Below are 23,266 nucleotides of genomic sequence, written 5' to 3'. Positions count from 1 at the left end.
GGTCACTCAGCTGGCAAGGGTTCCGTCGATATAGCTCTGCAGAGTAGCGGCGGCCCCACGGCTCCGCAAGCTGTCGATGGCTTCAGCGAAGCGCTTCTGAAAACGCGGATCGGAGCCGACGGATCCAAAGATGTCGGTAATCCCGATGAAGGCCATCGGATCGCTGCGGGACGCGAGAGCGGCCGTGTGCAGGCGTTCAGCACTCGGGTCGTTGAAGGCGATCGTCTTGCCGCCGTCACTCGTGCCCTCGAAATAGCGGCACCAGAGAGCCGAGACGAGCGCGAGACCCTGCACGTCCAGCCCTTTGGCCAGCCGGTCGGCGGTCGAAGGCAAAATGAACTTCGGCTGCCGGTTCGATCCGTCTTGGGCAAGGCGGGGAATGGTGTCGCCGATTTTCGGGTTGGAGAAGCGGTTCTCGATCAGGCTGTAATAGTCCTGAAGGCTGGTGTCGGGCACCGGCGGCACGACGGGGATGATCTCCTCGTTTTCCAGCTTGGCGAGGAAGGCCCGGATCAACGAGTTTTCCATGGATTCATGCACAAAGTGGATGTCCATGAGCGCGGCCGGATAGGCAATGGCGGCATGCCCCCCATTCAGGATCCGCAGTTTCATCAGTTCGTAAGGGGCGACGTCAGGCACGAAGGTGACGCCAACATCTTCGAGCGAGGGGCGGCCGAGTGGGAACTTGTCTTCCAGCACCCATTGCTTGAAGCCTTCGCAGAACACCGGCCAGCCGTCTTCGATGCCGTAAGCGTCGCGCGTGATGTCGATCTCCCGCTGCCCCGTCGCCGGCGTGATGCGGTCAACCATGGAGTTCGGGAAAGCGACATTGTGGTGGATCCAGTCGGCAAATTCAGGATCCGAAAGGCGCGCGAGCCCGCAGATAGTCGCCTCTGTGACTTCGCCATTGCCCGGAATATTGTCGCAGCACATCACGGTAAAGGCAGGGATCCCGGCTTCCCGGCGAGCCTTGAGACCAGCGATGATGAGCCCGAAGACGGTCTTCGGATGCGCGGGATTCTGCGCGTCAGCGACGATGGCCGGATGATCAGGATCAAACTTGCCAGTGGCCGCATCGATGAAATAGCCGCCTTCCGTAATCGTCAGTGAGACGATGCGGATATCGGGCGAGGCGAGCGTCGCGATGATCCGGTCAAAATCGGGTGCCGTGATCACATCCAGCATCGGCCCGGTGATCGTGGCCGCCGAGCGATCGATGTCCTGCTCGACCACGGTTGTCAGGAAATCCTGGGCCTTGAGCGTGTCGCGCATCCGCTGGTCTGATGGCATGACGCCCGCGCCGATGATGCCCCAATCCAGGTCACGCCCCTTGTTGAACAGGTCATGCAGATAGATCGCCATATGCGCGCGGTGGAAATTGCCGACACCGAAATGCAGGATCCCGGGACGGATCTCGTCACGGCGATAGGAGGGCAGGGAAGCCCGGTTGCCGATGTCATCGAGAGTTGCGAGCGAGAGTTTGGTCGTCATGGGTGCATTCCTTGGCTTGGGGCCGTGTGAGCCGTCAGCTCATCCAGTTTCCGCCGTCGACATTGTAGGTCTGGGCAACGATGTAGTCGGCGTCCGCCGAGGCGAGGAAGATCGCCATGCCGGTCAGGTCCTCCGCCCGGCCCATGCGGCCGAAGGGAACCTCCGCACCAACCAGCTTCTTCTTTTCGCCGAGCGGTCGGTTTTCATATTTGGCGAAGAGAGCATCGACCCCGTCCCAATGCTCGCCATCCACGACACCGGGCGCGATCGCGTTGACGTTGATGCCGTGCTTGATGAGGTCGAGACCTGCAGACTGCGTGAGCGAAATGACGGCAGCCTTGGTCGCGCAGTAAACGGCAACCAACCCTTCGCCACGCCGGCCTGCCTGGCTTGCCATATTGATGATCTTGCCGCCCTGGCCTTTCGCGATCATCGATCGGGCAGCCGCCTGCATCATGAACAGCGTGCCGGCGACATTGATCGAGAAGAGACGGTCATAGCTCGCTCGCGAGATCTCGACGATCGGTGCGAGGTCGAAGAGCGCAGCGTTGTTGATCAGAATGTCGAGGCCGCCTTGTCGCTCTTCGACGGCGCGGATACCCGCGTCAATCGAGGCCTGATCCGTCACGTCGAGCTTGACCGCATAGGCGGCGGGGCCGATCTCAGATGCCGTGCGGCTTGCGCGATCGAGATCGATGTCTGCGATGGCGACCGTGGCACCTTCTCGCACATAGGCCTCTGCAAAGGCGCGCCCGATGCCGCGTGCGGAGCCGGTAATAAGAGCGGATTTCCCGCTGAGACGCCCGTTCATTGTGCAAGTCCCTTGTCGTTGAACTTGTGCAGGCGCTCGAGATCCGGCGTCACATAGACGGTGTCGCCGTGCCGAACCGGGAACTCGCCGCCGGTGCGTGTGGTGATCGTGCCCACGCCGTCCACCTGCACATGCAGGAAGGTGTCGGAGCCGAGATGCTCGGCGACCGTGACGAGGCCGCGCCACATGCCCTCTGTCGTCGACAGCGTGACATGCTCCGGCCGGATACCGATCGTATGGGCGCCATGGGCCGTAGCGGCCTGTCCGGAAATCAGGTTCATCTTCGGCGAGCCGATGAAGCCGGCGACGAAGAGGTTGGCCGGGCTGCGATAAAGTTCGAGCGGTGAACCCACCTGCTCGATGCGCCCCTTGTTGAGGACCACGATCTTGTCGGCCATGGTCATGGCTTCCACCTGGTCATGGGTCACGTAGATCGAGGTCGCCTTCAGCTTCTGGTGCAGTTCTGTGATCTCGAGGCGCATCGCGACGCGCAGTGCCGCGTCGAGGTTGGACAGCGGCTCATCGAACAGGAAGCAGCGCGGATTGCGCACGATTGCGCGGCCGATGGCAACGCGCTGGCGTTGACCGCCGGAGAGCTGACCCGGCCGACGCTCAAGATAGTCGGTGAGGTTGAGGATGCGGGCAGCCTCCTCGACCTTGCGAGTGATCTCTGCCGGATCGATCTTGGCCATCTTCAGCGGGAAGCCGATGTTCGAACGCACACTCATATGCGGATAAAGGGCGTAGGACTGGAACACCATAGCCAGCCCACGCTGAGCCGGCGGCGTCTGTGTCTGGTCCTTGCCGTCGATCAGGATGCGTCCGCCGGTCGCGTCTTCGAGACCCGCGATCAGCCGCAGAAGTGTGGACTTGCCGCAGCCGGAAGGGCCGACGAAGACGACGAACTCACCGTCGTTGATCTCAAGGTCGATCCCCGGGATGACCGCATGCTCGCCAAAAGACTTGGAGAGCTGTTCGAGTTTGATGCTGCCCATGGTCGGGTTTCCTTACTTGACGGCGCCGAAGGTGAGGCCGCGCACGAGTTGTTTCTGGCTGAACCAGCCCAGGATGACGATCGGCGCGATCGCCATCGTTGAGGCAGCCGACAGCTTCGCCCAGAACAGCCCTTGCGGACTGGAGAAGGAGGCGATGAAGGCCGTCAGCGGTGCCGCATTGGTGGTGGTGAGACGGATCGTCCAGAAGGCTTCGTTCCACGCCAGGATGATGTTGAGGAGAAGCGTCGAGGCGATGCCGGGCAGCGCCATTGGCGTCAGCACATAGACGATTTCGTTGAACAGCGACGCGCCGTCCATCCGTGAGGCTTCCAGGATCTCGCCCGGAATCTCGCGGAAATAGGTGTAGAGCATCCAGATGACGATCGGCAGGTTGATCAGCGTCAGCATGATCGTGAGGCCGATGCGGGTGTCGAGAAGGCCGAAGTCGCGGAACAGCAGGTAGATCGGCACGAGTACGGCGACCGCCGGCATCATCTTGGTGGAGAGCATCCACATCAGGATGTCCTTGGTCCGCTTGGTGGGCGAAAACGCCATGGCCCAGGCTGCCGGGATGCCGACAAAAAGTGCCAGGATCGTCGAGCCGACCGACAGGATGACGGAATTCATGAACGGCTTGATGTAATCGCGCTGCGTCTGGACGGTCACGTAGTTCTCGAACGTGAAGGTCGGGATCAGGTCGAAGCCCTGGATCGCTTCCGTCTCCGTCTTCACGCTGGTGATCAGCGTGTAGAGGATCGGGAAGAAGATCACCGAGGCAGCGATCCAGGCGAGGATCGTGAAGATGATCTTGCGGCGGGGACTTGTGGCACGGGCCATGGTCGATCTCCTTACCGGTCCAGGTTCTTGCCGACGGCGCGCATCAGGAAGATCGCGACGAGGTTCGCCAAGATGACGGCGATGATTCCACCCGCAGAGGCTCCGCCAACGTCGTAGCCGAGCAGTGCCGTGCGGTAGATGAGGAAGGCGAGGTTGGTCGAGGCATAGCCGGGCCCGCCATTGGTGGTGACGAGGATCTCCGCATAGACGCCGAGCAGGAAGATCGTCTGGATCAGGATGACCACGGTGATGGCGCGGGCGAGATGCGGCACGGTCAGATAGATGAACTTGTCGATGAACCGCGCGCCGTCCATTTCAGCCGCCTCCTGTTGCTCGCCGTCCAGTGACTGCAGAGCGGTCAGAAGGATAAGCGTCGCAAAGGGCAGCCACTGCCAAGCAACGATAATGATGATCGAGAGAAGCGGGTATTGCGCGAACCAGTCCACGGGTGTCAGGCTGAGGGCTCGGTTGATATCCGCGAGCACGCCGTAGCCGGGATGCATGATCATGTTCTTCCAGATCAGCGCCGCGACGGGCGGCATGACAAAGAAGGGTGAGATCACCAGGATACGCACGATCCCCTGTCCGAACATCGGCTGGTCGAGCAGCATGGCCAGCAGAATGCCGCCGACGATGGTAATGAACAGCACGCCGCCGACGATCAACAGTGTATTCCAGACAGACTGGAAGAAGGCCGGATCGGTGTAGAAATAGCGGTAGTTGAACAAGCCGCCGAAGCTGACATTGGCCGGGTTCAGCAGGTTGTAGTTCTGGAACGAGAACCACAGCGTCATCGACAGTGGAACGATCATCCAGATCAACAGAAGCCCGACAGACGGCGCCATCATCAGACGGGCCAGGGTGCGTGTGTTTTGAGTAGCCATGGTGAAGCTCGCCTGATGGTCGCCAGGGACGAAGGTCCGGGAACCCGTTGGAGGCAAAGTGACGACGACCGGCATTGGCCGCAAGCGGTCGAGGTCTTTCCTGCCCGGATCGCAATCCGGGCAGGTGGGTTCGGGAGGGTTGTATTACTTGATGTAGCCGCCGCGGGTCATTTCGCGTTCGGTCAGGCTCTGAGCCTGGGCAAGCGCGTCATCGACCGACATCTGGCCCGCAAGTGCTGCCGAGAAGAGCTGGCCTACGGAGGTACCAAGGCTCTGGAACTCGGGGATGGCTACGAACTGCACGCCGACATAGGGCACCGGCTTGACGGTCGGGCTCTTCGGGTCAGCTGCGTTTATCGAGTCGAGGGTCATCTTCGCGAACGGAGCTGCCTTCTGGTATTCCGGGTTCTCATAGAGAGAGGTCCGCGTGCCCGGAGGAACGTTGGCCCAGCCTTCCTTGGAAGCAACGAGTTCGGCATAAGCCTTGCCGGTTGCCCAGCCGATGAATTTTTCAGCCGAAGCGGACTTCTGCGAACCGGCCGGGATGGCGAGGTTCCAGGCCCAGAGCCAGTTACCGCGCTTGCCAAGGCCCGTGTCGGGAGCGAGCGCGAAGCTCACCTTGTCGGCAACAGTCGAATCCTTCGGGTTGGTCACGAAGGAAGCAGCGACCGTGGCATCGATCCACATGCCGCACTTGCCCTGCTGGAAGAGTGCCAGGTTTTCGTTGAAGCCGTTGGACGAGGCGCCCTGCGGGCCGGCGTCGTTCATCAGCTTGACGTAAAAGTCGAGCGTGTTCTTCCACTCCGGCTGGTCGAACTGCGGCTTCCAGTTCTCGTCGAACCAGCGGGCGCCGAAGGCGTTCGACGTGGCCGTCAGGAATGCCATGTTCTCGCCCCAGCCGGCCTTACCGCGAAGGCAGATGCCGTTGATGTCGTTGGCGCGGTCGGTCATCTTGCGGGCAGCGTCGGCCACGAATTCCCAGGTCGGGGCATCGGGCATGGTGAGGCCGGCCTTCTCCATCAGGTCCTTGCGGTACATGATGAAGGAAGACTCGCCGTAGAACGGTGCAGCATAGAGCTTGCCGTCGTCGCCGGTCAGACCCGAGCGGATGGCCGGCAGAAGGTCGTCGACGTCGTAGTCGGCGCCAAGGTTTTCGAGCGGCAGCAGCCAGCCCTGCTTGGCCCAGATCGGAACTTCATAAGTGCCGATCGTCATGATGTCGTACTGGCCACCTTTCGTCGCGATGTCGGTCGTGACGCGCTCGCGCAGGACGTTTTCCTCAAGCGTGACCCACTCGACCTGGATGTCGGGGTTCGCCGTGGTGAATTCGGAAGTCAGGCCCTGCATGCGGATCATGTCGCCGTTGTTCACGGTCGCGATCGTCAGGGTTTCGGCCGAAGCCATGCCGGCAAGGGCCAGCGCCGAGCATGCGCCCAGCAGAATCGTCTTCAATGTCATGTCTTCCTCCCAGAAGAAAAATGAGCATTCGCTTTGCTCATGGGCAATTACTCACTCTGTGCGCAAAAAATGTCAATCGGGATTCCATGCTGCGATGCGGCATGGACCCGTTAAGCCTCAGAACTCAAATTGAAAATTTTCGCCGCCGCTAGCTCGCCAAGAGGTGCCGAGCCGCCTCTTCGTCCGTGATCAAGCCGTTGATATGACCACCCCGGACCGCTGCGAGGATGGCCGGATGCTTGCGGCGACCCCGTGCAAGCCCCACGACCGTCGATGTTTGGCGGGAAGGGATCTCAAGGCTCGCGACCCGCTCATTGACCGGATGTTTCAGCAAGGTGCCGTCCTCGCCGAAGATCCAGCCACAGATCTCTCCCACCGCGCCTGCCTGAAGCAGATCCTGCATTTCGTCGCGTTTCAGAAAACCGTCGACCAGCAGCGGCGCGCTCATGTTCATTTCGCCGATGCCGACGAAAGCGACGCCGGAATGTTGGGCGAGTGCGATTGTCGGTGCAACGAGAGGCTGGTTGTGCAGCAGCTCCCGCTCTGCAGGAGAGGACACTATGACCGGCAGTGGCATCGGGAAATGCGGTGCCTTGATCGCGTCAGCCATCGAAAAGATGACATTGAAATAGGCGGCCGACCCGTCCGGGCTGATATTCCCGGTCAGCGAAACGATCTTGTGCTGCGGACATTCCATCGGCGACAGCTGGTCGATCATGGCGCGCAGCGTGCGGCCGGTCCCCATGGCAATCACCAGCGGGTCGGGTTGTTTGAGCCAGCGTTCGAGCTGTGCAGCGCCTGCCTCCGCAACGCCGACCGTCGCCGATTCCGAAGCCGGATCTGAGGGCACGATCTCGACCTCCTTGAGGCCGAACTTCTTCTGCAGCGCTTCCGCAAGCTCGAGGCACGCCGCGATCGGGTGGTCGAGCCGAACCTTGATCAGCTTTTCCGCAACGGAAAGCGACACCAGCCTCTGGGCGCTTTGCCGCGAAATGCCCATGGACGCAGCGATTTCATCCTGTGTCCGCCCGGCGACATAGTAGAGCCAGCCGGCCCTTGCTGCATCATCCAGTCTCGTCTGCCCCTCGCCACGCCGTGCCATGCGGTCTCCTCTCCGTCTGGAACAGTGCTGCCAATTTTGCCGAGCCCTGTCAAATCGGCGCCCGGCATAGCCGTTTGGGAACGGTCGCGGCTTTGAACGGTTGGTCAGGGGAAAAAGGATGACACCATGACCCCGAAAATCACGCTCGCCATCATCTTGCTGACTTGCTCCACCGCAGCTTACGCGCAGGAGAGCACGCCTGCCCAGGAACTCACCCCTGCGACCGCTCCGGGCCAGGCCGCCACGACCCTTGCCCTCGACCCTGCGGGCTTCGCCAAGGAAGCTGCTACGGCCAATGCCTTCGAAATTCTGTCGTCCGAGGTGGCGCTCCGTCGGGGTCTCTCACCCGAGGTAAGGGCGTTTGCCCGAACGATGATCGACGACCATCGTCGCGCCCAGAGGGAGCTTCAAGATTCGGCCACGTCCGACAATGTCAGCCTGTCCGAAGACCTTTCCATGGAGCAGAGGCAGACATTGCTAGCGCTGGAGCAGGCGGAAGAGAGCCAGTTCGACAGTGCCTATCTCTCCGCACAGATGAAGGCCCATGATCAGGCGATCCAACTGCTTGGCTCCTATGCCGCCGATGGGCCTCCCGGTGGCTTGAAGACCTATGCCACGGCCCATTATCCCGCCGTCCGCAACCACATGGTCCGTGCTCAGTCTTTGACCAGCCAGTAAGAAAGCGCCGCGTCTCAGGGGATCAGGTGATGCCCGAACCCAGCAAAAAGAACCCCGCCATTGGCGGGGTTCAGGTAGGCGCCCTCAGGGGCGGCCGGGGGAGGTTGGGGGGAGGGAACAAAAGCAATTCAACCGAAAAACGGGTAGCCGCAGAATTTGTTCCATCGTCGGAACAATGATTTTCGGGCTATTGCATCGCGTCATTCGAAGAGGAACATTTGCGTGTCCCTCCTGTTTGTCGTGGGGCAGGACCAAGAGGTGATGATGGAAAGCGGAACGGAACCCACGAAGAGACCACATGTAGTGATCGTCGGGGCCGGCTTCGGCGGCCTCGCCTGCGCCCAGGCTCTGGGCAATAGGGCAATCGACGTGACGGTCATCGATCGCCGCAATCACAATCTCTTCCAGCCGCTTCTCTATCAGGTCGCAACGGCGGCCTTGTCGCCTGCAGACATCTCCGAACCGATTCGGCGCACACTGGGTCGCTACGACAACATCCATGTTGTCATGGCCGAGGTCGTGTCGGTCGATGCGCACGCTCGGGCGATCATGCTTAAGGACGGCGGCTCGATCCCCTTCGATCGCCTAGTGCTCGCCACCGGCTCCACCTACAATTACTTCGGACATGATGACTGGCAGCAGCATGCACCGGGTCTCAAATCCATCCACGAAGCCCGCGACATCCGTCACAGGCTGCTCCTCGCCTTCGAAAAGGCGGAGCGGAGCACCGATGAGGCCGAGAAACGCAGGCTTTTGACCAGCGTGGTCATCGGCGGCGGACCGACAGGTGTCGAAATGGCGGGCGCGATCTCTGAACTCGGCCGCTTCATGATCGCCCAGGATTTCCGCAAGCTTCACGCCGATCAATTGGCGGTCCTGCTGGTCGAGGCCGGGCCGAGAATTCTATCCACCTTCCCGGAGCCTCTCTCGCAATACGCCTCCGATTACCTCGCTGGGATCGGTGTCGATATCCGCCTCAATACGCCTGTCGAAGATATCACCGCGGAGGGCGTTCAGGTTGGCGGCGCGTTCCTGCCCGCGAGTTGCATCGTCTGGGGTGCGGGCGTGAAAGCCTCCCCGGCCGCCGAATGGCTGGGCATCGAGGCAGGCCCCGGCGGTCGCCTGCCGGTGGCGCCCGATCTTTCGGTTGTCGACAAGCCCGGCATCTATGCCCTCGGCGATACGGCGCTTGCGGTCGGCGAAGACGGCAAGCCGATGCCGGCCTTGGCCCAGGTAGCCAAGCAGCAGGGGAAATTTCTCGGCCGTGCGCTGAAAGCCAGCCTCCTGTCCGGAAAGCCCATTCCCACGTTCCACTTCCACAATCGCGGCAACACCGCAGTCATCGGGCGCAATGCCGCCATCTTCGATTTTGGATCCTGGCAGCTCAAGGGACGCCTCGCCTGGCTGCTCTGGGCCCTTGTTCACGTCTATCTGCTGGTCAATTTCGAGAAGAGGCTGCTGGTCAGCATTCAGTGGATCTGGCGCTATTCCACCCGCCAGAGAGGCGCGCGCGTCATCGACGAGAAGGCCGTCTCTGCTGTCCTGCCGGAGGCCGCTGCCGAAAATAGAACAACCACCTGATGTGCAGGCGCAGTTTCAGGGTGGACAAGGTCAACGTTGGTCGATAGATGTAATGGTATTACATAACTGGAAAGAATAGTGGCTTGACCGGCGGGGTCTGCAGATCTTATGCAAGCAGGTGACGGTTCCCTCAACGGATGACTCCGAAGGGGATTAATAGGGAACACGGTGCGGAAGACCCAAAAGGGACCAAGACCGTGGCTGCCCCCGCAACTGTAAGCGGATTGCTGTCCATTCTCGCGGCGTTCACACGCCGGGCCACTGCGGGTCACCGTGGGAAGGCAAATGGAAAGCGTATATCCGCAAGCCAGGAGACCTGCCGTCAAGCGATGAAACCGAAGCGGACGGGGTGTTCCGATGGATACGAACTGGCTTTTGCACAGCGCCCTCGGGCGCGCCGAACACATGCCATTTTGCCTCCGGAGAAATCCTGCGGAGGACTGGCATGCATTTCCGTCTCGATCTTGAGCCGCTCAGGCTTGGATCCAAGCTCGCCCATGGCGTAACCGCTGGCCGTAGCTCCCATGCGGAGGTGCGCTGATGAGTTGCAGCAGCAAAGGGTGCCCCATCCGCGTCACGGATCTCGGCTGGGGTCCGAAATCATCCCATTTCCTCGTTCGTGACGTGTCGTTTGCGCTCGACGCCGGCGACCGGCTGGCGATCGTCGGCCCGAATGGCGCCGGCAAGACGACCTTGCTCCGCTGCCTGTATCGCGGCGTCTCTCCCCTGGAAGGCCGCGTCGAGGTGGATGGCCAGGACATCTGGTCCATGAGTGCCCGCCAGGTTGCACGGCGCGTCGCTGTCGTCCTGCAGGAAATGCCTGGCGATTTCCCCTTCACGGTCCGCGACGTGGTGATGATGGGCCGCGTTCCCTGGCGCGAGGGGCTTTCCGGCTGGAATGATCAGGACAGAGCCGAAGCCGAACACGCCCTCGACCATCTCGATCTTCTTCGTCTGGCGAACCGCCAGTTCTCGACCCTCTCGGGCGGCGAAAAGCAGCGGGTGCTTGTGGCGCGTGCGCTCGCCCAGAAGCCGGAGATCCTGATCCTCGATGAGCCGACCAACCATCTGGACATCCGCCACCAGCTCGAAATCCTTGATCTGTTGGGCGCGCTCAATCTGACGATCATCACGACGTTGCACGACATCAATCTTGCGGCCGAATTCGCAAGCCATGTCGCTCTGATGCATGGCGGCCGAATGAGTGCCTTCGGGGCGCCGGAGGCGGTTCTGACCGAACAGGCCTTGTCGGGGACCTTCGGCGTGCTCGCCGCGCGCCAGCAGGCGGAAGGTCTTCGCGCGCACCGTTTTTCTTTCTCACTCGCACTGAACTGATTTCGAAAGGACCCCGATACCATGGCTAACCGTTTTCTCCTGTCCGCCGCTCTGCTCGCATCGGTCTTCACGGCTTCTTCCGCCTTCGCCTATCCGGTCACGGTCAAGAGTTGCGGTCGCGACGTCACCTTCGATGCCGCGCCCGCCCGAGCCATCTCCAACGACGTCAACCTCACCGAGATGATGCTCGCCCTGAAACTGCAGGATCGCATGGTCGGCTACACAGGCATCTCCGGCTGGAAGACGCTGGATGAGGGGCTGCGCGAAGGCGTAAAGGAACTGCCGGAACTTTCGCCGAAATATCCGACAAAGGAAGTCTTGCTGAACGCCGATGCCGATTTCTACTTTGCCGGCTGGAACTACGGCATGAAGGTCGGTGGCGAAGTGACGCCCGAGACGCTCGAACCGCTGGGCATCAAGGTCTATGAACTGACCGAATCCTGCATTCACATCATGGCCAAGAACAAGCCAACGATGGACGACATGTTCGCGGACTTGCTCAATCTCGGCAAGATCTTCGGTGTCGAGCAGCGCGCTGAAGAACTGGTCGCCGGCTATCGCAAGCAGCTCGACGAGATCACCACGCGGATCGGCGGCATCGAGAAGCCCGTGCGCGTCTTCGTCTATGATTCCGGTACCGAGAAGCCCTTCACCTCGGGCCGCTTCGGCATTCCGACTGCGATGATCGAGGCCGCAGGCGGCGTCAACGTCATGGATGACGTGGAAAAGAGCTGGACCGAGGTTTCCTGGGAGCCCGTCATCGAGCGCAATCCGGAAGTGATCGTCATAGTCAACTACGGCGATGTGACCGCCGAGCAGAAGATCGCCTTCATGAAGGAGACCCCGGCCTTCAAGAACCTCGACGCCGTCAAGCAGGACCGCTTCGTCGTGCTGGAATATGTCGAGGCAACGCCTGGTCCGCGCAACGTCCAGGCCATCGACCGCCTGGCGGACGCCTTCCACCCGCGCAACATGTGATCGCTGAGGCGGGGCTGATCTTCGGCCCCGCCCGCAAGCACTACCAAAGGCAGCATGATGCACGGTCGCATGTTTCTCTGGACAGGTCTGGCGCTCGTGCTGCTTGCCCTGTGCCTCACGGCAGGCGTTTCACTGGGGTCCGCCGCCATCCCCGCTGAAACGGTCTGGTCGATCCTGGTAAACAAGCTGGTGCCCGGCACCTTCGAGCCGACATGGTCTGCGGGCCGCGAGAGCATTGTCTGGGACGTGCGCTTTCCCCGCGCCATACTCGCCGGTCTTGTCGGCGCCGGTCTGGCGACAGTCGGTGCCGTCTTGCAGGCTGTGACCCGCAATCCGCTCGCCGACCCCCATCTTCTCGGCGTGTCCTCAGGCGGGGCGCTTGGAGCGATCATTGCTCTACTGCACACCGGCCTGATTTTCGGCCTGGTCACCGTGCCGCTCTTCGCCTTTGTCGGCTCGCTGCTGGCAACGCTCGCCGTGGTCGCCGTGACGCGCTTCACCGGTGCCGGAGCCGACCGCCTGGTGCTGACGGGCGTGGCAATCGCTTTCGTCGCGACGTCGCTTGGCAATCTCGCCATCTTCCTGGGCGATCCCCGGGCCGCCCATACGGTGGTCTTCTGGATGCTGGGCGGCCTTGGCCTCGCCCAGTGGTCGCATCTCATCTATCCCGTGATCGTGCTGGCCGCCTGCCTGGTCTTCCTGGTCGTCCGCGCCCGCGAAATCAATGCGATGGCCATGGGTGACGAAACGGCAGCGACCCTTGGTGTTCCCGTTGCCCGCTTCCGGGCCGAACTCTTCGTCGCCACCGCTCTCTTGACCGGTGTCATGGTCGCCTTCTCCGGCGCAATCGGCTTCGTCGGTCTGCTCGTTCCGCATTTCGTCCGTCTCACCGCGGGCAGTGACAACATCCGCGTCATCCCGCTCTCCGCGCTGGCTGGTGCCGTGATCCTGATCCTCGCCGACATTGTTTCGCGCACGATCATGGCACCGGAGGATGTGCCGATCGGCGTGATCACCGGTCTCGCCGGAGGCCTGGCTTTCATACTCCTCCTGCGCCGGAGATAGTTTCAGTCTCGGCTATTGCTCATGTTTCGTTTTTGCCTAGACTGAAGAAAAACGAAAAGGGGAGGGGCCGACATGATGTTTTCGGCGAGGCAGGCGGAGATCATGGCTCTGGCGAAGGAGCAGGGTCGCGTTCTCGTGGACGAACTCGCGGCGCGTTTCGCAGTCACGCCGCAGACGATTCGCAAGGATCTCAACGACCTCTGCGACGCGCGTGCCCTCAACCGCATTCATGGTGGCGCTGTTTTCCCGAGCGGAAATGAAAACGTCAAATACGAAGCGCGCCGTTCCATGGCTGCAACCGAGAAACAGGCGATCGGCCGCGCCGCGGCCGACCTGATTCCCGACAATTCCTCGCTCTTCATCAACATCGGCACCACGACGGAAGCGGTCGGTGACGCATTGGTCGACCATAAGGAATTGATGGTCATTACCAATAACATCAATGTTGCCAATCACTTGCGAATTTTCCCTTCAATTGAGGTGGTGATCGCCGGCGGCGTGGTCCGCGGATCGGATGGCGGCATCGTCGGTGAGGCGGCCGTGGATTTCATCCGTCAGTTCAAGGTGGATTTCGCCGTCATCGGAGTTTCGGCAATCGATGAAGATGGTGCACTGCTCGATTTCGATTTCCGCGAAGTGAAAGTCGCGCAGGCGATCATTGCGAATGCGCGCCACGTCATTCTGGTGTCCGACGCGTCGAAATTCGAGCGCACGGCGCCTGTCCGGATCGGCCATATCTCGCAGGTTCAGACGTTTATCACCGATCATTGTCCTTCAGACAGCATCCGGACGATTTGCGCGGAGCAGGACGTCCGCATCATCGAAACCGCTCCGACGAATGGCCAACGACCTGCGGAATAAGTTTCGTTTGACATTCGTTTAAATTTCGAAAATTATATTCATGCTTTCGCAATAGCAGCAAATGCTGCAGGTGCGAACATGTGGAGGGATGATGTCGGGGCAGCCAATCTACGATCTGTTTGTGATCGGCGGCGGGATCAATGGATGCGGGATCGCGCGTGACGCGGCCGGCCGTGGATATTCTGTCGCCCTGGCTGAAATGAACGACTTCGCCTCCGGCACATCCTCCGGCGCCACCAAACTCATTCATGGTGGCTTGCGCTACCTCGAGCATTACGAATTCCGCCTGGTGCGCGAAGCTCTGATGGAGCGCGAGGTCCTCTGGGCCATGGCGCCGCATGTCATCTGGCCGCTGCGTTTCGTCCTGCCCTTCCAGAAGGGCGGCATTCGCCCGGCCTGGCTCATCCGCCTTGGCCTCTTCCTTTACGACAATCTGGGTGGTCGCAAGCTTCTGCCCGCAACCAAGACGCTCGACCTGCGCCGCGATCCTGCCGGCAAGCCGTTGAAGCCGGTCTTCTCGAAGGCTTTTGAGTATTCCGACGGCTGGGTCGATGACGCCCGTATGGTCGTGCTCAACGCTCGTGATGCGCAGATCCGCGGCGCAAACATCCTGAGCCGCGCTCGCGTCGTGTCCGCTCACCGTGAAGATGGACACTGGGTCGTCACCACGAAGTCGCAGCGTGATGGCTCCGTGGTCACCCACAAGGCGCGCATGCTGGTGAATGCCGCCGGTCCCTGGGTAGACCAAGTGCTGGCTGGTGCTTTCGGCCGCAACAACGTACACAATGTGCGCTTGGTCCAAGGCAGCCATATCATCGTCCGTAAGAAGTTCACCGATCCGCGTGCCTACTTCTTCCAGAACCCCGACAATCGCATCATCTTCGCCATCCCCTATGAGGGCGAGTTCACCCTGATCGGCACGACAGACCGCGACTACACCGAAGATCCGAAGGATGTGCGCATCAGCCCCGAAGAGGTGAACTACCTCTGCGATGCGGCCAGCGAATATTTCCAGGAACCGGTGCGCCCTGACGATATCGTCTGGAGCTATTCGGCCGTCCGTCCTCTCTTCGATGACGGAGCCTCGAAGGCCCAGGAAGCGACGCGCGACTACGTGCTGAAGATCGAAGGCAACAGCGGCGACGCCCCCTTGCTCAACGTCTTCGGCGGCAAGCTGACCACCTATCGCCGTCTGGCCGAACATGCGCTGGAAAAGATCGGTGAATCGATCGGCGAAAAAGGACCGGCCTGGACGGCAGGCAGTCGTCTGCCGGGTGGTGATTTCGCTGCAACAGCTTTTGAGCCGACGGTTGCGGATCTCTTGAAGGCCTATCCCTTCCTGGAGCGGGGACATGCCGAGCGCCTGATCCGCTGCTACGGAACGGATTCAAAGTCGATCCTGGGCAAAGCCCGATCGGTCGCCGATCTCGGACGCCACTTTGGCGGCACGCTCTATGAAGCGGAAGTCCGCTGGCTGGTGGACATGGAATGGGCGGTCACAGCCGAAGATGTGCTGTGGCGCCGAACGAAACAGGGTCTGTTCCTGACGCCAGAGGAGGCGAAGGGGCTGGATGCCTATCTGGGGATGTTGGCGGCGGCCTGATCGCCCATCCCACTGAAGAAGACCGACGGTTTGGAGGAGGCCCGAGGACATATGTTGGAACTGCGTAAAGTCTCGAAAATGGCGGGAGGTGAATATCACATTCACCCGACCGATCTGACATTGCAGCGGGGTACGCTCAATGTCCTGCTCGGGCCCACACTTTCGGGCAAGACATCCCTGATGCGCCTGATGGCAGGCCTCGACAAGCCGACTTCCGGAACCGTTCATTTCGACGGCAAGGATGTCACGGGCATGCCGGTCCAGAAGCGCAATGTCGCGATGGTCTACCAGCAGTTCATCAACTACCCGGCCCTGACCGTCTACGAAAACATCGCCTCGCCGATGCGCGTGGGCGGCAAGGATGCGGCGACGATCGACCGTGAAGTCCGCAAGGCCGCTGATCTGCTCCGACTGACGCCGTATCTTGATCGCACCCCGCTCAGCCTCTCCGGCGGACAGCAGCAGCGCACGGCCTTGGCCCGCGCCATCGTCAAGAACGCGACCCTCGTGCTCCTCGACGAACCGCTCGCCAACCTCGACTACAAGCTTCGCGAGGAACTGCGCGAGGAACTGCCGAAGATCTTTGCCGAATCCGGCGCCATCTTCGTCTACGCGACGACCGAGCCGTCCGAGGCTCTGCTGCTGGGTGGCAACACGGCGACGCTCTCCGAAGGCCGCATCACCCAGTTCGGCGAGACGATCAATGTATATCGTCGTCCGTCGGATCTTCTGACAGCCCGGACCTTCGCCGATCCGCCGCTCAACACCATCGCGCTCGTCAAAAAAGGCGCAAGCTTCGAGCTGAATGGCCAGCCGGTTCTCGGCATGCCGGCTCATCTCTCATCCATTGCAGACGGTCCGGTGACCGTGGCCTTCCACCCGCACCACCTGTCGCTCGCTGCCCTGCCTGGCGCCATGGCCATGCGTTCGCGCACCCTCGTGTCGGAAATCGCCGGCTCCGAGAGTTTCATCCACGTCGAATATGGAACTGCCCGCTGGGTTTGCCTGGCGCATGGCATACACGACATCGATCCCGACCGCGAGATCGACGTCTTCATCGACACCCGTCACCTGATGGCGTTCGACGCCGACGGCAGGGCGCTCGGCGCCCCCGCCGAACTGGCTGCGTGAGGAGGAACGTCATGGCACGCATCAACCTCGACCATATCCGCCACGCCTACACCCCAGCCGCCCGCGCAGCCGGCGATTACGCCCTGAAGGAAGTCCATCACGAATGGGATGATGGCGGCGCCTATGCGTTGCTCGGTCCCTCGGGCTGCGGCAAGACTACGCTGCTCAACATCATCTCGGGCCTGATCCATCCCTCGGATGGCCGGATCGAATTCGACGGCGTTGACGTTACCAACCTGCCGACGGCTGCCCGCAACATCGCCCAGGTCTTCCAGTTCCCGGTCGTCTATGACACCATGAGCGTCTACGACAACCTGGCCTTCCCCTTGCGCAATCGGCATGTGCCGGAAGATCAGGTCAACAAGCGGGTCAACGAGATCCTCGACATGATCGACCTGCAGCCCATGGCCCGCAAGCAGGCGCAAGGCCTGACGGCGGACCAGAAGCAGAAGATCTCGCTCGGTCGCGGCCTTGTACGCTCGGATGTCAACGCGATCCTCTTCGACGAGCCGCTGACCGTTATCGATCCGCATATGAAGTGGGTGCTGCGCTCGCAGCTGAAGCGCCTGCACCGCCAGTCCGGCTTTACCATGGTCTATGTCACCCATGACCAGACCGAAGCGCTCACCTTCGCCGACAAGGTCGTCGTCATGTATGACGGCCAGATCGTCCAGATCGGGACGCCGGCCGAACTTTTCGAGCGCCCGAGCCACACCTTTGTCGGCTATTTCATCGGCTCGCCGGGCATGAATGTCATGCCGGTCAAGGTGAATGGCGCAACCGCGATCGTTGGCGACCAGACGGTGAACCTGCCGGGAACGCCGAAACTGTCCGGCCAGAGCAAGATCGAACTCGGGATCCGCCCCGAATTCCTGCGTCTCGGACGCGAAGGCATGCCTGTGACCGTCGCCAAGGTCGAGGATATCGGCCGTCAGAAGATCGTGCGGGCTCAGTTTGCCGGCAATCCGCTGTCGATCGTCATCCCCGAGGATGCGGATATCCCCGCAGATCCAAAGGTAACATTCGTCCCCGAGGGCGTCGGCATCTTCGCCGATTCCTGGCGCGTTGGAATGGAGGGCTGAACCATGGAAAAGACTTGGAACAACAAAGCCTGGTTCATGGTCATTCCGGTCCTGGTGCTGGTGGCCTTCTCGGCCGTCATTCCGCTGATGACCGTGGTGAACTATTCCGTCCAGGACACTTTCGGCAACAATCAGTTCTTCTGGGCCGGCACCGACTGGTTCACCGATATCCTCTCGTCTGACCGATTCTGGGATGCGCTCGGACGCAACCTGATCTTCTCGATGATCATTCTGGCGATCCAGGTGCCGCTTGGCATCTTCATCGCGCTCAACATGCCGAAAACGGGTTTGGGCGTTCCGGTCTGCCTCGTACTAATGGCGCTGCCGCTTCTCATTCCGTGGAATGTCGTCGGCACCATCTGGCAGGTCTTCGGCCGCGTCGACATCGGTCTTCTCGGCTATTCGCTGAACGCCATTGGCTTCGACTACAATTACACGCAGAACCCGATCCACGCCTGGGTCACCATCATCGTCATGGATGTCTGGCACTGGACGAGCCTTGTCGTGCTGCTCTGCTATGCCGGTCTCGTCTCGATCCCAGATGCCTATTACCAGGCAGCCAAGATCGACGGCGCCTCGCGCTGGTCCGTGTTCCGCTTCATTCAGCTGCCGAAGATGAAGCGCGTGCTTCTGATCGCCGTGCTGCTGCGCTTCATGGACAGCTTCATGATCTACACCGAGCCCTTCGTCCTGACAGGCGGCGGCCCGGGCAATTCGACCACCTTCCTGTCTATCGACCTCGTCAAGATGGCGGTTGGCCAGTTCGACCTTGGTCCGGCGGCTGCGATGTCGATCATCTACTTCCTGATCATCCTCGCGCTGTCCTGGGTTTTCTACACCGTCATGACCAACAGTGACGCGAAGGGCTGAGGGAGATACCGATGAAAAGCACTGACAACCGCACCGGCCTCGGCTTTCTGGTCCCGACGATCTACATCATCTTTCTGCTCCTGCCGATCTATTGGCTCGTCAACATGAGCTTCAAGACGAATGCAGAGATCACGGGCGCCTTCTCGCTCTGGCCCGTCAATCCGACACTCGCCAACTACGCGGTGATCTTCACCGATCCCTCGTGGTACAAGGGCTACATCAACTCGATCATCTATGTGTGCATGAACACCGTGATCGCAGTCGCCGTCGCCCTGCCGGCAGCCTATGCCTTCTCGCGGTATCGCTTCCTGGGTGACAAGCATCTGTTCTTCTGGCTGCTGACCAACCGTATGGCGCCGCCTGCCGTCTTCGCACTCCCCTTCTTCCAGCTGTACTCTGCCTTCGGCCTGATCGACACGCATATCGCAGTCGCCATCGCACACTGCCTGTTCAATGTGCCGCTGGCTGTCTGGATCCTCGAAGGCTTCATGTCGGGCGTGCCGAAGGAGATCGACGAGACCGCCTATATCGACGGCTATTCCTTCCCGAAGTTCTTCGTGAAGATCTTCATGCCGCTGATCGCATCCGGCATCGGTGTCGCCGCCTTCTTCTGCTTCATGTTCTCCTGGGTCGAGCTTCTGATTGCCCGCACTCTGACCACAACGGATGCCAAGCCGATCGCCGCCATCATGACGCGTACGGTGTCTGCTTCCGGCATGGATTGGGGCGTGCTGGCCGCAGCCGGCGTGCTGACGATCATACCCGGAGCGCTCGTGATCTATTTCGTCCGCAACTACATCGCCAAGGGCTTTGCCCTGGGCCGCGTCTGAGGAGGTTCAAATGGACTTTACATGGATGGCCTGGACGACGCCGACGGCCATATTCTTCGTCGTGATCTTCAGCCTGATCCTGTCGATGGCAGTCTGGGAATATCTGTCCCCGGGCGGCAATCCGCGAACCGGCATTCTGCGCTTCGAGACGACCCGTGGTGACCGCCTTTTCGTGTCGCTGCTTGGATCGGCTTTCATCAATCTCGCTTGGCTCGGTCTCGTTGGACCGAACCTGTGGTGGGCTCTCGCCCTGTCCGTGGTCTACGCCATCGGCGTCTTCCGCTTCGTCTAGGGCAAGACAAGATGGATGGCGGCGGGAGGTCGCCATCCTCGGGACTGCAAACTGAACGCATTCGCAACCTTAGGGAGGAAACTATGCGAAAGCACCTTTTGACGACGACGGCCGCCATGCTTCTGGCAATGACGGGTGTCGCATTCGCCGACATGGAAGCGGCGAAGAAGTTCCTGGACGCCGAGGTCGGCGACATGTCGGCACTCGACCGTGCCACGCAGGAAGCCGAAATGCAGTGGTTCATCGACGCTGCGAAGCCCTTCTCCGGCATGGAGATCAAGGTCGTCTCCGAAACCATCACCACGCATGAATATGAATCGAAGGTCCTCGCTCCGGCCTTTACCGCCATCACCGGCATCAAGATCACCCATGACCTGATCGGTGAAGGTGACGTCGTTGAAAAGCTGCAGACGCAGATGCAGTCGGGCGAGAACATCTACGACGCCTACATCAACGACTCTGACCTGATCGGCACCCACTGGCGCTACCAGCAGGTCCGCAACCTGACCGACTGGATGGCGAACGAAGGCAAGGACGTCACCAGCCCGACCCTCGACATCGACGACTTCATCGGCAAGTCGTTCACGACCGCTCCGGATGGCAAGCTCTACCAGCTGCCGACCCAGCAGTTCGCCAACCTCTACTTCTTCCGCTACGACTGGTTCAACGACGAGAAGAACAAGACCGACTTCAAGGCGAAGTACGGCTACGATCTCGGCGTTCCGGTCAACTGGTCGGCTTACGAGGACATCGCTGAATTCTTCACCGGTCGCGAAATCGACGGCAAGAAGGTCTTCGGCCACATGGACTACGGCAAGAAGGACCCGTCGCTCGGCTGGCGCTTCACCGACGCCTGGCTCTCCATGGCCGGCAACGGCGACAAGGGCATCCCGAACGGCAACCCGGTTGACGAATGGGGCATCAAGGTCGACGAAAACTCCCGTCCAGTCGGCTCTTGCGTCGCCCGCGGCGGTGACACCAACGGCCCTGCCTCGGTCTACGCCATCGAGAAGTATCTCGAATGGATGACGAAGTACGCCCCTCCGGCTGCTCAGGGCATGACCTTCTCCGAATCCGGTCCGGTGCCGTCGCAGGGTGAAGTCGCCCAGCAGATGTTCACCTACACCGCCTTCACCGCCGACTTCGTCAAGGAAGGCCTGCCGGTCGTCAACGCCGACGGTACGCCGAAGTGGCGTTTTGCTCCGAGCCCGCATGGCGTCTACTGGAAGGACGGCATGAAGCTCGGCTATCAGGACGCAGGTTCCTGGACGCTGATGAAGTCCACCCCGGAAGACCGTGCGAAGGCCGCCTGGCTCTACGCACAGTTCGTCACCTCGAAGACTGTTGACGTGAAGAAGAGCCATGTCGGCCTGACCTTCATCCGTCAGTCGACCCTCGATCACCAGTCCTTCACCGATCGCGCTCCGAAGCTCGGCGGTCTGGTCGAATTCTACCGCTCGCCGGCTCGCCTGCAGTGGTCGCCGACCGGCACCAACGTTCCTGACTATCCGAAGCTGGCTCAGCTCTGGTGGCAGGCAATCGGTGACGCTTCTTCCGGTGCAAAGACTGCGCAGGAAGCCATGGACTCGCTCTGCGCTGAGCAGGAAAAGGTCCTTGAGCGTCTCGAACGCGCTGGCGTCCAGGGTGATATCGGTCCGAAGCTTGCCGAGGAAAAGACCCTCGAAGAGTGGAACGCCGATGCCGTTGCCAAGGGCAATCTCGCTCCGCAGCTGAAGATCGAGAACGAGAAGGAACAGCCGATCACCGTCAACTACGACGAACTGGTCAAGAGCTGGCAGAAGTGATCCGGTCAGTATTCTGATCCATTGACAACCGCCGGGGCGAAATCTACGCCCCGGCTTCTTCAATTAAGGAGTTTGCGCCTGATGAGCGGTTACATTCTGGCCATCGACCAAGGAACGACCTCGACCCGCTCGATGATCTTCGATCACGAGATGCATATCGTCGGCGTCGCCCAGCAGGAGTTCACCCAGCATTTCCCGGATTCCGGTTGGGTTGAGCATGATGCGGACGAGATCTGGCAGACTGTGCTTGCGACCATCGAAAAGGCGGTCGCCGCGGCCAAGATCGATATCACCGATGTGACCGCGATCGGCATCACCAACCAGCGCGAAACCGTTGTCGTCTGGGACCGCGAGACCGGCCAGCCGGTTCACCATGCCATTGTCTGGCAGGACCGCCGCACGGCCCGGTTCTGCGACGAGCTCAAGCATAAGGGCCTGGAGCCGCTCTTCACGAACAAGACCGGTCTGCTGCTCGATCCCTATTTCTCCGGCACCAAGCTGTCCTGGCTCCTAAAGAATGTCGACGGCCTGAAGGCCCGCGCGGAAAACGGCAAGATCTGCTTCGGGACGGTCGATAGCTGGCTCATCTACAAGCTGACCGGCGGCAAGGTCCACGCGACCGACGCGACCAATGCCTCGCGCACCCTGATCTACGACATCAGCGCCAACAGCTTCGACGATGAGCTTCTGTCCATCTTCGAGATCCCGCGCGCCATGCTGCCGGAGGTCAAGGATTGTGCCGACGATTTCGGCATCACGGATGTTGCCGTGCTCGGTGCCGCAATCCCGATCCTAGGCGTCGCAGGCGACCAGCAGGCCGCCGTCATCGGCAATGCCTGCTTCGAGCCGGGCATGATGAAGTCAACCTACGGCACGGGCTGCTTTGCGCTTCTCAACACCGGCCGCGATCGCGTCGCCTCGTCGAACCGCCTGCTCACCACCATCGCCTATCGCATGAATGGCGAAACAACCTACGCCCTCGAAGGCTCGATCTTCATCGCCGGTGCCGCCGTCCAGTGGCTCCGCGACCAGATGGGCTTCGTCAAGGTCGCTTCGGAAACGGATGCGCTCGCCAGCAAGGCCGATCCGCATCAGCGCGTCTATCTCGTGCCGGCCTTCACCGGCCTTGGCGCACCCCATTGGGATGCCGATGCGCGTGGCGCGATCTTCGGCCTGACGCGTGGAACGGGTCCGGCAGAATTTGCCCGCGCCGTACTCGAAAGCGTCGCCTACCAGACCCATGACCTGCTGGAGGCCATGAAGAAGGACTGGAATGGCAGCGCGTCGAAGACAGTGCTCCGCGTCGATGGCGGCATGGTCGCGTCCGATTGGACGATGCAGCGGCTGGCCGACATCCTCGCTGCCCCCGTCGATCGTCCCGTGGTTCTCGAAACCACGGTCCTCGGTGCGGCTTGGCTTGCCGGCTCCCGTGCCGGCCTCTGGCCCGACCAGAAGGGATTTGCCGCGACCTGGAAGCGCGATCGCCGCTTCGAGCCGGGCATGGATGTAACCGAACGGGAAGCAGCCATCGCCGGCTGGCAGGACAGCGTCTCCCGCTGCCTGACCACGCGCTAACC

General features: G+C 61.1%; 21 protein-coding genes and 1 riboswitch. Of the genes, 14 read left to right on the top strand and 7 right to left on the bottom strand.

What is annotated here, in order from left to right:
• Nucleotides 1-6 precede the first annotated feature (6 nt).
• From AC02Y0_RS18370 to AC02Y0_RS18340, 7 genes are all read right to left on the bottom strand, one after another.
• Complete coding sequence (locus AC02Y0_RS18370; protein ID WP_476380292.1) at nt 7-1,491, bottom strand: mannitol dehydrogenase family protein; 1,485 nt, start codon at nt 1,489-1,491, stop codon at nt 7-9.
• Between the two features lie 34 nt (nt 1,492-1,525).
• On the bottom strand, nt 1,526-2,302 hold the full coding sequence (locus AC02Y0_RS18365) for an L-iditol 2-dehydrogenase (protein ID WP_476380290.1): 777 nt from the start codon (nt 2,300-2,302) through the stop codon (nt 1,526-1,528).
• On the bottom strand, nt 2,299-3,297 hold the full coding sequence (locus tag AC02Y0_RS18360) for an ABC transporter ATP-binding protein (RefSeq protein ID WP_476380288.1): 999 nt from the start codon (nt 3,295-3,297) through the stop codon (nt 2,299-2,301). Before AC02Y0_RS18360 ends, AC02Y0_RS18365 begins: the two co-directional genes overlap by 4 nt.
• Nucleotides 3,298-3,309: 12 nt before the next feature.
• Nucleotides 3,310-4,134, bottom strand: a complete 825-nt coding sequence (locus AC02Y0_RS18355) for a carbohydrate ABC transporter permease (RefSeq protein WP_102020506.1) — start codon at nt 4,132-4,134, stop codon at nt 3,310-3,312.
• A gap of 11 nt (nt 4,135-4,145) precedes the next feature.
• Complete coding sequence (locus AC02Y0_RS18350) at nt 4,146-5,018, bottom strand: carbohydrate ABC transporter permease (protein ID WP_476380286.1); 873 nt, start codon at nt 5,016-5,018, stop codon at nt 4,146-4,148.
• Nucleotides 5,019-5,162: 144 nt separating this feature from the next.
• Nucleotides 5,163-6,476, bottom strand: coding sequence for an ABC transporter substrate-binding protein (locus tag AC02Y0_RS18345; RefSeq protein ID WP_476380284.1), 1,314 nt, complete (start codon nt 6,474-6,476; stop codon nt 5,163-5,165).
• 148 nt (nt 6,477-6,624) lie between these two features.
• Entirely contained in the window at nt 6,625-7,578 is a 954-nt protein-coding gene (locus tag AC02Y0_RS18340) for a sugar-binding transcriptional regulator (protein ID WP_476380282.1), read from the bottom strand.
• A 126-nt stretch (nt 7,579-7,704) separates the two neighbouring features.
• On the opposite strand from AC02Y0_RS18340, the gene AC02Y0_RS18335 reads away from it, so the two are divergent.
• From AC02Y0_RS18335 to glpK, 14 genes are all read left to right on the top strand, one after another.
• Entirely contained in the window at nt 7,705-8,256 is a 552-nt protein-coding gene (locus tag AC02Y0_RS18335) for a DUF4142 domain-containing protein (protein WP_476380280.1), read from the top strand.
• A 222-nt stretch (nt 8,257-8,478) separates the two neighbouring features.
• Nucleotides 8,479-9,837: an NAD(P)/FAD-dependent oxidoreductase gene (locus AC02Y0_RS18330; protein WP_476380278.1), complete on the top strand. Its 1,359-nt coding sequence runs from the start codon at nt 8,479-8,481 to the stop codon at nt 9,835-9,837.
• A 105-nt stretch (nt 9,838-9,942) separates the two neighbouring features.
• Nucleotides 9,943-10,175, top strand: a riboswitch (cobalamin riboswitch).
• 202 nt (nt 10,176-10,377) lie between these two features.
• On the top strand, nt 10,378-11,172 hold the full coding sequence (locus tag AC02Y0_RS18325; protein WP_102020511.1) for an ABC transporter ATP-binding protein: 795 nt from the start codon (nt 10,378-10,380) through the stop codon (nt 11,170-11,172).
• A gap of 21 nt (nt 11,173-11,193) precedes the next feature.
• Nucleotides 11,194-12,150, top strand: a complete 957-nt coding sequence (locus AC02Y0_RS18320) for an ABC transporter substrate-binding protein (RefSeq protein WP_476380276.1) — start codon at nt 11,194-11,196, stop codon at nt 12,148-12,150.
• A 69-nt stretch (nt 12,151-12,219) separates the two neighbouring features.
• Nucleotides 12,220-13,215: a FecCD family ABC transporter permease gene (locus AC02Y0_RS18315; RefSeq protein WP_476380275.1), complete on the top strand. Its 996-nt coding sequence runs from the start codon at nt 12,220-12,222 to the stop codon at nt 13,213-13,215.
• 72 nt (nt 13,216-13,287) lie between these two features.
• The gene (locus AC02Y0_RS18310) at nt 13,288-14,076 is read left to right on the top strand and encodes a DeoR/GlpR family DNA-binding transcription regulator (protein ID WP_476380273.1); all 789 of its coding nucleotides are present in this window, start codon (nt 13,288-13,290) and stop codon (nt 14,074-14,076) included.
• Nucleotides 14,077-14,167: 91 nt separating this feature from the next.
• Nucleotides 14,168-15,679 carry a glycerol-3-phosphate dehydrogenase gene (gene glpD, locus AC02Y0_RS18305; RefSeq protein ID WP_476380271.1) on the top strand — a complete coding sequence of 504 codons (1,512 nt, stop codon included), beginning with the start codon at nt 14,168-14,170 and terminating at the stop codon, nt 15,677-15,679.
• Nucleotides 15,680-15,730: 51 nt separating this feature from the next.
• A complete protein-coding gene (locus AC02Y0_RS18300; RefSeq protein WP_476380269.1) occupies nt 15,731-16,810 on the top strand; it encodes an ABC transporter ATP-binding protein in 1,080 nt (359 codons plus the stop codon).
• 11 nt (nt 16,811-16,821) lie between these two features.
• Entirely contained in the window at nt 16,822-17,892 is a 1,071-nt protein-coding gene (locus AC02Y0_RS18295; protein WP_476380267.1) for an ABC transporter ATP-binding protein, read from the top strand.
• 3 nt (nt 17,893-17,895) lie between these two features.
• Nucleotides 17,896-18,762 carry a carbohydrate ABC transporter permease gene (locus AC02Y0_RS18290; RefSeq protein ID WP_102020518.1) on the top strand — a complete coding sequence of 289 codons (867 nt, stop codon included), beginning with the start codon at nt 17,896-17,898 and terminating at the stop codon, nt 18,760-18,762.
• Between the two features lie 11 nt (nt 18,763-18,773).
• Nucleotides 18,774-19,592, top strand: coding sequence for a carbohydrate ABC transporter permease (locus tag AC02Y0_RS18285; protein ID WP_102020519.1), 819 nt, complete (start codon nt 18,774-18,776; stop codon nt 19,590-19,592).
• Nucleotides 19,593-19,602: 10 nt separating this feature from the next.
• On the top strand, nt 19,603-19,884 hold the full coding sequence (locus AC02Y0_RS18280; protein ID WP_102020520.1) for a DUF2160 domain-containing protein: 282 nt from the start codon (nt 19,603-19,605) through the stop codon (nt 19,882-19,884).
• An 83-nt stretch (nt 19,885-19,967) separates the two neighbouring features.
• The gene (locus AC02Y0_RS18275; RefSeq protein ID WP_476380266.1) at nt 19,968-21,689 is read left to right on the top strand and encodes an ABC transporter substrate-binding protein; all 1,722 of its coding nucleotides are present in this window, start codon (nt 19,968-19,970) and stop codon (nt 21,687-21,689) included.
• An 81-nt stretch (nt 21,690-21,770) separates the two neighbouring features.
• On the top strand, nt 21,771-23,264 hold the full coding sequence (gene glpK, locus AC02Y0_RS18270; protein ID WP_476380264.1) for a glycerol kinase GlpK: 1,494 nt from the start codon (nt 21,771-21,773) through the stop codon (nt 23,262-23,264).
• Nucleotides 23,265-23,266: the final 2 nt, after the last annotated feature.

The sequence above is a fragment of the Allorhizobium sp. nf9_anc genome (assembly GCF_056323085.1).
This window is presented reverse-complemented; position numbering and strand designations above follow the sequence as displayed.